Raw genomic sequence first — 12347 nt, 5'->3', positions numbered from 1 at the left:
CTGGCATGTGCCGTCGGCAGCTGACAGAACTCGTTCAGAAGTCCTTACGGATTCCGTCAGAAGTCCTTCCGCTTTGCGACAGAAACTGTGCGAGATGCGGTGGGAGACGAGCGTACCCCCAGCTTCCGCTTGAAAGGAATCGTGTTGCTGTGATGAAGAAGTCGTGCGGGTTGCGCTCAACGCGGCTGCCCTGGAGCGCGCTGGACGGGGCGTCAGGCAGAAGGCCCTGGTTAGGCTGGGCAATCCGTTCGGCATCGCCGAAACTGTGGTGACCGGGCGACGTGAGATGTCGTGCGTACCGCCTCCTAGCTGCGACGGGACTGGTGCATGTGAAAATCCTCATCTCCGCGGACATGGAGGGCGCCACGGGTGTGACCTGGCCGGCCGATGTGCTGCCGGGCACGCCCCAATGGGAGCGCTGCCGCCATATGTTCACGTCCGACGTCAATGCGGCGATTGCCGGATTCTTCGACGGCGGCGCCGATGAGGTGCTGGTCAACGAGGCGCACTGGACGATGCGCAATCTCCTGCTGGAACAGCTCGACGAGCGTGCGCAGATGCTCACCGGACGGCACAAATCGCTGAGCATGGTCGAAGGTGTGCAGCACGGCGACGTCGACGGGATCGCCTTCGTCGGCTACCACACCGGGGCAGGCACCGAAGGCGTCCTCGCGCACACCTACCTCGCCAACACCCTCACCGGCGTCTGGGTCGACGGCACCCGCGCGAGCGAGGGCTATCTGAACTCCCTGGTGGTCGCCGAGTACGGCGTCCCCGTGGTGCTGGTCACCGGTGACGACCGCACCTGCCAGGACGCGCTCGGGTACGCCCCGCAGGCGCCCGGTGTGGCGGTCAAGGACTATGTGTCGCGCTATGCGGCGGTCTGCCGGCCGCCGGCCCGTACGGCGGCCGACATCCGGGCCGCCGCCCACAAGGGAGCGGCGCTGGCGGTGCGTCATGAACCGTCCCGGCGCGGGCCGTTCCGGTTCGAGCTGGAATTCGACGCGGAACATCTGGTGGGCGCGGCCACCTGCGTGCCCGGCGTGGAACGATGCGGGGAGCGCCGCATCGCGTATACGAGTCAGAACATGTACGAGGCCATCCGGTGCTTCAAGGCGGTCACCACCGTCGTCTCGTCCGCCGTGGAGGAACAATATGGCTGAGGTGGAGTCCGCCGGGGAGCCCGGGACCGGGCAGGCCCCCGGTGTGGACCGGCAGGCGCTCGACGAGGTGGTGCGGTTCACCTCCGACCTGATCCGGATCGACACCAGCAACGCCGGTGACGGCACCTGTCAGGAGCGCCCGGCCGCCGAGTACGTCGCCGAGCGGCTGGCCGGGGCCGGACTGACGCCGACGCTGCTGGAGCGCAGCAAGGGCCGTACCAATGTGGTCGCCCGTATCGAGGGCACCGACCCCGCGGCCGATGCCCTGCTGGTGCACGGCCATCTCGACGTGGTGCCCGCCGAGCCCGCGGACTGGAGTGTGCACCCCTTCTCCGGGGAGATCCGCGACGGTGTGGTCTGGGGCCGCGGCGCCATCGACATGAAGAACATGGACGCGATGGTGCTCGCCGTGGTCCGCCAATGGGCCCGCAGCGGGGTGCGGCCGCGGCGGGACATCGTGCTCGCCTTCACGGCCGACGAAGAGGCCAGCGCCGAGGACGGCTCCGGCTTCCTGGCCGACCGGCACCCCGGGCTCTTCGAGGGCTGCACCGAAGGCATCAGCGAGTCCGGGGCCTTCACCTTCCATGCCGGCGGCGGGATGCAGTTGTATCCGGTCGCCGCGGGGGAGCGCGGGACGGCCTGGCTGAAGCTGACCGCCCGGGGACGGGCCGGGCACGGCTCGAAGGTCAACCGCGACAACGCCGTCAGCCGGCTGGCCGCGGCCGTGGCCCGGATCGGCGAGCACGACTGGCCGGTCCGGCTCACCCCGACGGTACGGGCCGCGCTCCGCGAACTCGCCGCGCTGCAGGGCATCGAGGCGGATGTCGATTCGCCGCGCTTCGATGTCGACGCGCTGCTCGGCAAGCTCGGCCCGGCCGCCAAACTGGTCGAGCCGACGGTCCGCAACAGCGCCAACCCGACGATGCTGGCGGCCGGTTACAAGGTCAATGTGATCCCGGGAACCGCCGTCGCCCATGTCGACGGCCGGGTGCTCCCCGGCGGCGAGGCGGAGTTCCGTACGACCATGGATGAGCTCACGGGACCGGACGTGAGCTGGGAGTACCACCATCGCGAGGTGGCGCTCGAGGCCCCGGTCGACTCTCCGACGTTCGCCGCGATGCGGGCCGCGATCGAGCGCTTCGACCCGGACGGCCGTGTCGTGCCGTACTGCATGTCCGGCGGCACCGACGCCAAGCAGTTCTCCCGGCTGGGCATCACCGGCTACGGCTTCTCGCCGCTGAAACTGCCCGAGGGCTTCGACTACCAGGCGCTCTTCCACGGTGTGGACGAATGTGTGCCGGTCGAGGGGCTGCACTTCGGTGTCCGGGTACTCGATCATTTCCTGCGTGCGGTCTGACCGGCCGAACGCATGGCCCGACCGGTGGTGGAGAGGAACTGCAGCATGGTGACCACGGCTCCGTACGGTGGCTGGACGTCCCCGATAGATGCCCGGATGGTCGCGGCGCACGACGGCCGGCCGGCCTTCGTGGGTGTCGTCGGCGACGAGGTGTGGTGGACGGAGCCGCGGCCCGCCGAGGGCGGCCGGCGGGCGCTGGTCCGCCGGCGGCCGGCCGGCGCCGAGGAGTCGGTACTTCCCGCGCCCTGGAACGTCCGCAGCCGGGTACTGGAGTACGGCGGCCAGCCCTGGGCCGGTGCGGTCACCGAGCGCGGACCGCTGGTCGTCTTCAGCAACTTCGCCGACCAGCGGCTGTACGCCTACGCACCGGACAGCGACGAGGCCCCGCGCCCGCTCACCCCGCACTCCGGCGTCGGTGACGGGCTGCGCTGGGCCGATCCGGTGCTGCGCCCGGAGCTCGGTGAGGTGTGGTGCGTCCTGGAGGAGTTCACGGGCGACCGGCCGACCGATGTGCGCCGGGTGATCGCGGCCGTGCCGCTCGACGGCTCCGCCGCCGAACACCGGGCCTCGGTAAGGGAGTTGAGCGACGACCGGCATCGCTTCGTGACCGGTCCGCGGATCTCCCCGGACGGACGGCGGGTCGCCTGGCTCGCCTGGGACCACCCCCGGATGCCCTGGGAGGGCACGCTGGCGATGGTGGCGCGGGTCACCGGGAAGGGCGAGTTCGAGGACATCCGGCCGCTGGTCGGCGACCTCGGCCCCGGCGCGCCGCACGGCGGCGCGGCAGGTGAGTCCGTCGCCCAGATCGAGTGGGCGGCCGACGGCTCCCTGTTGTTCGTCTCGGACCTCAGCGGCTGGTGGGAGCTGCAGCGCATCGACCCCGACGCGGCGGACGACGGTGTGGTGGCGAGCCGCGCGCTGTGCCCCGCCCGGCAGGAGGAGTTCGGCGGGCCGCTGTGGACCGTCGGCCAGCGCTGGTTCCTGCCCCTGGAGAACGGCACCCTCGCGGTGATCCACGGCCGGGGCGCCACCTCCCTGGGCATCCTCGACCCGGTGAGCGGCGAGCTGGTCGACGCGGCGGGCCCGTGGACCGAATGGGCGCCCAGCCTCGCCGTGCACGGCAGCCGTGTCCTCGGCATCGCCGCCGGCCCGCACAGCTCGTACGAGGTCGTCGAGCTGGACACCTGCACCGGACGCGCCCGGGTGCTGGCCTGCCGGCATGCCGATGTCCTGGACCCGGCCTACTACCCCCGGCCGGTCGACCGGACCTTCACCGGCCCCGACGGGCGGGACATCCACGCCCACATCTACCCGCCGCACAACCCCGACCACCGCGCCCCCGACGGTGAGCTGCCGCCCTTCGTGGTGTGGGCGCACGGCGGCCCCACCGGCCGGGCCCCGCTGGTGCTCGACCTGGAGATCGCCTACTTCACCACCCGTGGCATCGGCGTCGCCGAGGTCAACTACGGCGGCTCGACGGGCTACGGCAGGGAGTACCGCGAGCGGCTGCGCGGCCAGTGGGGTGTGGTGGACGTCGAGGACTGTGCCGCCGTCGCCCGCGCGCTGGCCGACGAGGGCACCGCCGACCGCGCCCGGCTGGCCATCCGCGGCGGCAGCGCCGGCGGCTGGACCGCAGCCGCCTCCCTGACCGCCACCGACCTCTACGCCTGCGGCACCATCAGCTATCCGATCCTGGACCTGACCGGCTGGGCCACCGGCGAGACCCATGACTTCGAGTCGCGGTATCTGGACTCGCTGGTGGGACCGCTCGCCGAGGTGCCCGACCGCTACCGCGAGCGCTCGCCGCTGCACCGCGCGGACCGGATCACCGCGCCCTTCCTGCTGCTCCAGGGCCTGGACGATGTGATCTGCCCGCCCGCGCAGTGCGAACGGTTCCTCGCCGAGGTCGCCGGGCGCGGTATACAGCACGCCTATCTGCCGTTCCCCGGGGAGGGACACGGCTTCCGCCGCGCGGAGACCATCGTGCGCGCGGTGGAGGCCGAACTCTCCCTCTACGCCCAGACCTTCGGCATCACCCGCGGCGATGTCCCGACGCTGGAGCTGCGCGGATGACGCCGCCCGGGGCGGTCCGGCCGCCGCGGCTGCGGCCCGGCGACCGGGTGGCGGTCGTGGCGCCCAGCGGCCCGCTCATGGCGGAGCGGCTGGACCGCGGGCTGGATGTGCTCCGCGGCTGGGATCTCGACCCGGTCGCCGCGCCCCATGCCCGCGGCACCCACCCCACGCTGGGCCATCTCGCCGCCTCCGACGAGGAGCGGGCCCGTGACCTCCAGGAGGCATGGTGCGATCCGTCCGTCAAAGCGGTGTTCGCGGCGCGCGGTGGCTACGGCGCCCAGCGGATGGTCGACCTGCTGGACTGGGACGCCCTCCGGGCCGCGGCCCCCAAACCGCTGATCGGCTTCAGCGATGTGACGGTGCTGCACGAGGCGTTCGCGGTGCGGGCCGGGGTGTCCACCCTGCACGGGCCGGCCGTCGCGGGGGAGGTCTTCCTCAAGGACGACGCCACCCGTGACCACCTGCGGCGCACGCTGTTCGCGCCGGAGACCGTCCGCACCCTGGTGTCGCCGTCCGCCCGGCCGCTGGTGCCGGGCCGGGCCCGCGGGGTCACCGTCGGCGGCTGTCTGGCCATGCTCGCCACCGAGCTGGGCACCCCGTGGGCCCGGCAGGGCGCGGCGGGCGGGCTGCTCCTGCTGGAGGACGTCGGGGAACCGCCGTACCGCATCGACCGGGCGCTCACCCAACTCCTGCGCTCCGGCTGGCTGGACGGGGTCGCGGGGATCGTGCTCGGCTCCTGGGCCCGCTGCGGTCCCTACGACCGGGTGCGGGAGGTGCTGGTGGACCGGCTGGCCGGGCTCGGGGTGCCGGTGGCCGAGGAGTTCGGCTTCGGACACGGGGATTCCGCGCTGACGGTTCCGCTGGGCCTCCCCGCCGAGCTGGACGCCACGGCCGGCACGCTGACCTTCGAGGAGCCGGCGACGGTGTGAGCGCCAAACCGTCTTGACGGAGTGTCATCGCCCGGCCTTCCAGGGCCTCATGGGAAATCCCCCGCTCTCCTGGACCGGGACGCTCCTGAACGCACGTCCTAACGGCGACGCGTGTCAGGAGCGTTGACTTGCCGTTACTCGTGTCACAGCATGAGCGCGCCGCTACCGACTGGTTGGTACGACCTGTGTGGAGGTCCTCGTGCCCAGCGTGTCCCGAGCCGTGTCCCGCCCCGTGCTCCGCAGGTCCCTCGCCCTGCTGGCCGGCTCCGCCCTCGCCGCGCCGCTCTTCCTGACCGGTCCCGCGGTCGCCGCCGCCGACCCGTACACCGTCACCGCTCTGAAGGTCACCGTCCGGGCCGGCGAGCGCCACTGCACCCTGGACGCGGATGTCTACCGCCCGGCCGGAGCCGACGCCGCCCACCCGGCGCCCGCCGTGCTGACCACCAACGGCTTCGGCGGCAGCAAGGCGGACGGCTCCACCGACGCCCTCGCCAAGGCCTTCGCCACCCGCGGGTATGTGGCGCTGGCCTACTCCGGGCTCGGCTTCGGCAAGACCGGCTGCCCGATCTCCCTCGACGACCCCGGGATCGACGGCCGGGCGGCGAGCGGGCTGGTCGACCTGCTGGCCGGTGCCCGTACGGCCGACAACGGGACACGTCTCGACTATGTCGCCAAGGACGGCGCACAGGATCCGCGGGTTGGCATGATCGGTGGCTCCTACGGTGGCGCGATCCAGCTGGCCACCGCCTCCGTCGACCACCGGGTCGACGCGCTGGTCCCGCTCATCACCTGGAACGACCTCTCCTACTCGCTCGACCCGAACAACGCCGGTCTGACCCACGGTGTCACCGGCCCGCTGCCCGGCGCCTACAAGTGGCAGTGGACGAACGGGTTCTTCCTGATCGGCGAGGCGCAGGGGCTGCTGCATCCGGAGCTCGACCCGTCGCGCACCGGCGGCTCCGGCTGTCTGCACTTCGTCGCGCGGGCCTGCGAGACCAAGCGGCTGCTGGATTCCGGAAAGTACCCGGCGGAGAAGACCGACGCCGTCTTCCGCTATGCCCGCAGCGTCTCCCCGGTCTCGTACCTGCCGTCGGTCAAGGCGCCGACGCTGCTCGTGCAGGGCCAGAACGACAGCCTGTTCAACCTCAACGAGGCCACCGCCACCTACCGGACCCTCGCCGCGCAGGGCACCCCGGTCAAGATGATCTGGCAGGCATGGGGCCACAGCGGCGGGATGAAGAAGCCGGCGAAGGGCGAACTCAACCTGGGGCAGGGCAATCTGGACACCAGTTACGTCGGACAGCGGATCCTGGCGTGGTTCGACCGCTATCTGCGGCACCGGACGGCGACCGGCACCGGCCCGGCCTTCGCCTACCACCGGGACTGGGTGACCGACGGGTCCGCCTACGCCACCTCGCCCGCCTTCCCGGCGGGCGGCACCCGGCGGCTGTATCTCTCCGGGGACGGCAAGCTCGTCGGCCACCGCGGTGAGGTGGCGCGCGGCAGCCGGTCGTACCGCAATCTGCGGATGGCGAGCAGCCACTCGGAGAGTTCGCTGGCCGGGATGCTGGGGCTGCCGGACGTGGCGCCGTACGACGCGAGGGGCACCTTTCTGGACTGGACGTCGGCGCCGGTGGCGGGCGGGCCGGTGGAGGTGGTGGGCGCGCCCAGGGCGACGCTGAAGGTCGTCTCACCGCGGGCCGAGCAGGCCCAGAAGTCCTCGGACGCGGCCGACAGGCTGGTGCTGTTCGCCAAGCTCTACGATGTCGCGCCGGACGGCAAGAAGACGCTGGTGCACCGGTTGGTGGCCCCGGCCCGCGTGCCCGATGTGACCCGGCCGTTCACCGTGGAACTGCCGGCCATCGTGCACCGTTACGAGCCGGGGCACCGGCTGCGCTTCGTGATCGCCGCGAGCGACGACGCCTATGCGGGCAATCGCGGCGTGAAGCCGGTGACGGTCAGCAGTACGCCCGAGGACACCGGGGTCCTCGAACTGCCCGTCACCCAAGGGGTGTTGCGGTAGCGGATGGGGTGGATGCCGTAGGGACAAGTGGAGGGGCGGAACGTCTCGGGCGCGCTGCGGGCACCGGTGTCAGCCGGGAGCCGGGCGCGTCAGCCGGGGCGTCCGCGAGGGTGACGGCTCAGTCGTCCGTGACCTCGATGGCCTGCACGGGGCAGGCGCGGGCGGCTTCCCGCACCAGCGGGTCGCCCGCGCCGTCCTCACGGCCGGGCAGCAGCGCACTGAAACCGTCGTCGTCCTGGGTGAAGACCCCCGGCGCGGTCAGGGCACACTGGCCGGCGCCGATGCAGCGGTCGGTGTCGATCGCGATCCGCATTCCGGACCCCTTTCGTTGGTCTGCCGTCATGGCTGCTACCAGGCCAGCGGCAGTTCGATCATGCCTTGCAGCGTGTCTCCGGGCTTGAACGGAATCTCGGCGGCCGGCACGGCGAGCCGTAGCTCCGGGATCCTGGTGAACAGCGAGCGCAGCGCGATCTCCATCTCCGCGCGGGCGAGGTTCTGCCCCAGGCACTGGTGGATCCCGAAGCCGAACGCCACGTGATGACGGGCCGAACGGTCCAGGTCCAGCTCGTCCGGCGACGGATAGACGGTGTCATCCCGGTTGATCAGCGAGGTGGGGAACAGGACCCCGTCGTCGGCGCGGATGATCTGCCCGCCGATCTCGATGTCCTCCTTCGCCACCCGCAGCACGCCGTCCGCGATGGACAGGAACCGCATCAGCTCCTCGACGGCGGCCGGCATCAGGTCCTCCTCGGCCTTGAGCCGGTCCAGATGTCCGGGGTGCTCCAGCAGGGTGAAGGTGCCGAGCGAGATCATGTTGGCGGTGGTCTCATGACCGGCCACCAGCAGGATCATGGCGAGCCGGACCAGCTCGTCGTGGGTGAGGGAGCCGGGCCGCAGCCGCTCCTCGATCAGCTCGTCCAGCAGCCCGTCGCCCGGGTTCTTCTCCTTGGCGGCGATCAGCCCGGCGAAGTACTCCTCCAGCTTCAGCCGGGCGTCCTCCGCCTCCTCGGCGGTCCGGCCGCGCAGGATCCGGCGGGACTCCTCCTCGAAGAACTCATGGTCGGCGTACGGGACACCGAGCAGTGAGCAGATCACCATCGAGGGGACCGGCAGCGCGAACGCGGAGACCAGCTCGGCGGGCGGGCCCTGCTCCAGCATCCGGTCGAGCAGCCCGTCGACGATCCGGTGGATCTCCGGGCGGAGCGCGGCGATCCGTTTGACGCTGAAGCTGGGGATCAGCATCCGGCGCTGGGTGTTGTGCTCCGGGTCGTCGACCCCGATCAGCGGGGTCCGGACCCGGCGGATCGCCGCGAAGCGCTCGAACGGAATCGGGAAGGCCGGGTTCTGCCGGTCGGAGGAGAGCCGCTGGTCGCTCAGCAGCGCCCGGGCTTCGGTGTGGCCGGTGACCGCCCACACCTTGCGGCCGTCGTAGAACGTGACATGGGTCAGCGGACCGGCCTCGCGCAGTGGCTGATAGCCGGCGGGTGGGTGGTAAGGACAGGTGCGGTCCTGAAAGTAGGGGATGGCTTCGGTCACGGAATTCCTCCCGTACGAGGCTTGAGTGGCTCACGTTGCTCGTGTGTGAGTGGGCAATGCTGCGGCGCGCCGTTATCGCCGCGCCGATCTCACCTCATGCCTCGGATGCCGGGCATGTCTACGCGCAGTTCGGCCAACTTCGTTCAGGTTCGGTCGAGTTCGGACCGATCACCTCCGTTTCGCGGTCGTACGAGGGTGTCGATCACGCCGTCCAGATACCGGTCGCGTGCGGCGTCGGCCGGCAGGCTCTGAGGGACGGCGTGTCCCAGCTGGGTGTGTCCGAGGTAGGCGGTGTAGGCCAGCAGACCGCGGTGCCGGGCCTCGTCCCCGGGGAAGCCCAGCGCCTCGAAGAGCGCGGCGACATAGCCGATGCGCCGGTCGGTCACCCGGGCGAGCGCGGCGGCCACCCGTGGATCGGCCGCGCTCGCCAGCAGGGAGACCTCCAGCGGGTCCGTGGCGGCCAGTGTCGTGGCCTGTACGAGCAGCAGGCGCAGTCGTCTGCCCGGATCGGGCTCGGCCTCCACCTCGGCGATCACGGCTTCGGTGCAGGTCTCTTCCCAGTGCTCCAGCGCTGCCTCGATCAGGGCGTCCCGGTTGCTGAAGTGCCAGTAGAAGCTGCCCTTGGTGGTGCCCAGCCGGGCGGCCAGCGGCTCCACGGCCACCGCGGCGAGGCCGCCCTCGCCCATGGCCGCCAGGGCCGCGTCGGCCCAGTCCCGGGCGGTCAGCCGCTGCCGTGCACTGCTGTCGCGGGGTGCCTTCACTCGCTGCTGCGCCATATCCATACGGTACCGTACGGTCAAACATACGCCACCGTATGGAGGTGCCCTGTGCGTACCGTCCGCGATGTTCATGCCCGCACCGTCCAGGCCCCGGCCGACACCGTCGGCGCCCTGCTCGACCGGCTCGGCGGTGCGGACGATCCGCTCTTCCCCACGCCCGTCTGGCCGCCGATGCGCTTCGACCGCCCCCTGGGTGTCGGCGCCGACGGCGGGCACGGCTTCGTCCGCTACCGCGTCGCGGCGTATGAGCCCGGCCGCCGCGTCCGTTTCGACTTCACCGGCGGTGAGGACGGGTGGCACGAGATCACCGTCCGGCCCCTGGGGCCCGGCAGCTGCCGGGTGGAGCACGTCCTGCAGAGCCGGCTCCCGCTGGGTCGGCGAGTGATGTGGACACTGGCGATCCGCGCCGCGCACGGCACCGTCGTCGAGGAGATCTTCGACAACATCGAACGGGCCGCCACCGGCCGGGCGTCGGCACCGGTCCGCCGGTCCCCGCGGGTACGCCTGCTCAACCGGCTGCTCTGGGACCGGCCCCGGGCCGTCGAGCTCCCCGCCGCGGCCCGGCTGGCGCACCGCGCCTTCCCGCGGACCGACTTCCAGGACGCCTGGCAGATGGATCTGCTGCCCGGTATGCCGCAGGAGCCGGAGGCGTGGGAGGGGGTGCTGCGCGGTGCGTCCTTCCCGGTCGCCGGGCGCGCGGACGGCGAGATCCTGCTCGGCAAGGACGCCCGGCACCTGGACTTCCGCGCCTCGATCCTGGTCGCGGACGGCCGGGTCACGCTCAGCACGGTCGTCCGCCTCCACCACACCGCCGGCCGCCTCTACTTCGCCGTCGTCCGCCATGTCCACCCGTTCATGGCCCGTCTGATGCTGCGCCGCATCCACCGCCGGCTGGCATTCGCCGCACCGACGGCGGGGGAGCGGGCGGCGGCCCCCGTGTGACACGGGTGGTGGGTGGGACACTGCCTGTATGGGACAACGACATTCCGGCGGGCACAACAGCGGTACGGAGCAGGCCTGGTCGGCGCTCGGAGGAGACCCGGCCCTGACGGAACGGATCACCTACGGCGGTCCGCCCGGTCTGCTGCCGGCCAGGCTCCCGGCCCTGTCGCTGGCCCGCTCCACGGTCGCGGTCTGCGCCCTCGCGGCGGCCGAACTCGCCGCCCGCCGCGAGGGCGGTCCGCTGCCCGCCGTACGCGTCGACGACGGCGCGGTGGCCACCGCCTTCGTCAGCGAACGCCATCTGCGGACCGACGGCCGGGCGCCCTCGAACTTCGCCCCGCTCTCCCGCTTCTGGCGCACCGCCGACGGCTGGGTACGCACCCACGCCAACTACCCCCACCACCGCGCCCGGTTGCTCCACGCCCTGGACCTGCCCGACAGCGCCGGGGTGCCGGACGTCGAGACCGCACTGGCCGGCCGCCGTGCCGTCGAGATCGAGGAAACCGTCTACGCCGCGGGCGGGCTGGCCGTCGCCGTCCGCACCCCCGAGGAGTGGGCCGCCCACCCCCAGGGCGCCGCGGCGGCCGCCCCGCCGCTGCTGACCCTCGGACCGCTCGGCGCCGACGCGCCGCCCCGGGCGCTGCCGCCGCTCGCCGGCGACCCGGTGCGGCCGGCCGCCGGGCTGCGGGTGCTCGATCTGACCCGGGTGATCGCCGGGCCGGTCGCCACCCGCACCCTGGCACTGCTCGGCGCGGACGTGCTGCGGATCGACGCCCCCAGCTGCCGGAGAGCCAGGACGCCCACAGCGATACCGGCTTCGGCAAGCGGTCCGCGCTGCTCGACCTCGGCTCGCCCGCCGGCCGGGCGGACTTCGAGGCACTGCTGGCCCGCGCGGATGTCGTGGTGACCGGCTACCGGCCGGGTGCCCTCGACCGCTTCGGTCTCACTCCGGAGGAACTGGCCGCACGCCGCCCCGGGCTGGTGGTGGCCCGGCTCTCCGCCTGGGGCGAGGACGGGCCGTGGGGTGGCCGGCGCGGCTTCGACAGCCTGGTGCAGGTGGCCACCGGGATCGCCGCCGTCGAAGCCGAGGCGGGCTCTGCGTCCGAGGACTCACAAGAGAGCAGAGGCGGAGTGAAGCGCAGCGGCACGCCCGGCGCACTGCCCGCCCAGGCACTGGATCACGGTACGGGCTACCTCATGGCCGCGGCGGTGCTCCGCGCGCTGACCGAACAGAGCCGCACGGGCGGCTCCACCCTCGCGACCTTCTCCCTGGCCCGCACCGCGCGATGGCTGACGCACGGCCTGGCGGGGCACGACGGCCCGCTCACGACCGGAACGGAGACCCCCGGCGACGCCCTCTACGACCCCGCGGACCACCTCCGCGAGACCGACAGCCCCGCGGGCCGGCTCCGCCACGCCCTTCCGCCCGTCTCCTTCGCCGGCGCACCGGCCACCTGGACGACCCCGCCCGGTCTGTGCGGAACGGACGCGCCGGTGTGGCGGGAGGGCCCGTGACGGCCGGACGGGTCCGGGCGCGCCGCCAGG

The 12347-nt window shown here is 72.5% G+C and carries 9 protein-coding genes and 1 pseudogene; 7 read left to right on the top strand and 3 right to left on the bottom strand.

The features are described from left to right. Positions 1-329 precede the first annotated feature (329 nt). The 5 genes from STRNI_RS07585 to STRNI_RS07565 all read left to right on the top strand — a co-directional run bounded on the left by STRNI_RS07585 (position 330) and on the right by STRNI_RS07565 (position 7545). A complete protein-coding gene (locus STRNI_RS07585) occupies positions 330-1163 on the top strand; it encodes a M55 family metallopeptidase (RefSeq protein WP_093645344.1) in 834 nt (277 codons plus the stop codon). Beyond that, positions 1156-2520: a M20/M25/M40 family metallo-hydrolase gene (locus STRNI_RS07580; RefSeq protein ID WP_274739157.1), complete on the top strand. Its 1365-nt coding sequence runs from the start codon at positions 1156-1158 to the stop codon at positions 2518-2520. The genes STRNI_RS07585 and STRNI_RS07580 overlap by 8 nt, the downstream gene beginning before the upstream one ends. A 45-nt stretch (positions 2521-2565) precedes the next feature. After that, the gene (locus tag STRNI_RS07575; RefSeq protein ID WP_274739159.1) at positions 2566-4593 is read left to right on the top strand and encodes a prolyl oligopeptidase family serine peptidase; all 2028 of its coding nucleotides are present in this window, start codon (positions 2566-2568) and stop codon (positions 4591-4593) included. Next, entirely contained in the window at positions 4590-5522 is a 933-nt protein-coding gene (locus STRNI_RS07570) for a S66 peptidase family protein (RefSeq protein WP_159485156.1), read from the top strand. Before STRNI_RS07575 ends, STRNI_RS07570 begins: the two co-directional genes overlap by 4 nt. 199 nt (positions 5523-5721) lie before the next feature. Further along, entirely contained in the window at positions 5722-7545 is a 1824-nt protein-coding gene (locus tag STRNI_RS07565) for a CocE/NonD family hydrolase (RefSeq protein ID WP_277615481.1), read from the top strand. Between the two features lie 118 nt (positions 7546-7663). Here the strand turns inward: STRNI_RS07565 and STRNI_RS07560 are convergent, their stop codons facing one another. The 3 genes from STRNI_RS07560 to STRNI_RS07550 all read right to left on the bottom strand — a co-directional run bounded on the left by STRNI_RS07560 (position 7664) and on the right by STRNI_RS07550 (position 9863). Beyond that, a complete protein-coding gene (locus STRNI_RS07560; RefSeq protein ID WP_018090488.1) occupies positions 7664-7858 on the bottom strand; it encodes a ferredoxin in 195 nt (64 codons plus the stop codon). A 35-nt stretch (positions 7859-7893) separates the two neighbouring features. Further along, positions 7894-9081 (bottom strand): cytochrome P450, encoded by a 1188-nt coding sequence (locus STRNI_RS07555; RefSeq protein WP_159485154.1) that lies wholly within the window; start codon positions 9079-9081, stop codon positions 7894-7896. A gap of 143 nt (positions 9082-9224) precedes the next feature. Beyond that, entirely contained in the window at positions 9225-9863 is a 639-nt protein-coding gene (locus STRNI_RS07550) for a TetR/AcrR family transcriptional regulator (RefSeq protein ID WP_274739161.1), read from the bottom strand. Between the two features lie 45 nt (positions 9864-9908). Here STRNI_RS07550 and STRNI_RS07545 point away from each other — a divergent pair, with 45 nt between their 5' ends. Both STRNI_RS07545 and STRNI_RS07540 read left to right on the top strand, forming a co-directional pair. Then, positions 9909-10802 (top strand): DUF2867 domain-containing protein, encoded by an 894-nt coding sequence (locus STRNI_RS07545; RefSeq protein WP_274739164.1) that lies wholly within the window; start codon positions 9909-9911, stop codon positions 10800-10802. A gap of 28 nt (positions 10803-10830) precedes the next feature. Continuing rightward, positions 10831-12317 (top strand): annotated as a pseudogene (locus tag STRNI_RS07540) (CoA transferase). The last annotated feature ends 30 nt before the right edge of the window (positions 12318-12347 follow it).

This window comes from Streptomyces nigrescens (assembly GCF_027626975.1).
GTDB lineage: Bacteria > Actinomycetota > Actinomycetes > Streptomycetales > Streptomycetaceae > Streptomyces > Streptomyces nigrescens.
This window is presented reverse-complemented; position numbering and strand designations above follow the sequence as displayed.

Bases quoted from the DNA above. Each gene is read 5' to 3' on its own strand.
- STRNI_RS07580 (WP_274739157.1), top strand. From the start codon at position 1,156: ATGGCTGAGGTGGAGTCCGCCGGGGAGCCCGGGACCGGGCAGGCCCCC.
- STRNI_RS07575 (WP_274739159.1), top strand. From the start codon at position 2,566: ATGGTGACCACGGCTCCGTACGGTGGCTGGACGTCCCCGATAGATGCC.
- STRNI_RS07570 (WP_159485156.1), top strand. From the start codon at position 4,590: ATGACGCCGCCCGGGGCGGTCCGGCCGCCGCGGCTGCGGCCCGGCGAC.
- STRNI_RS07560 (WP_018090488.1), bottom strand. From the start codon at position 7,858: ATGCGGATCGCGATCGACACCGACCGCTGCATCGGCGCCGGCCAGTGT.
- STRNI_RS07550 (WP_274739161.1), bottom strand. From the start codon at position 9,863: ATGGATATGGCGCAGCAGCGAGTGAAGGCACCCCGCGACAGCAGTGCA.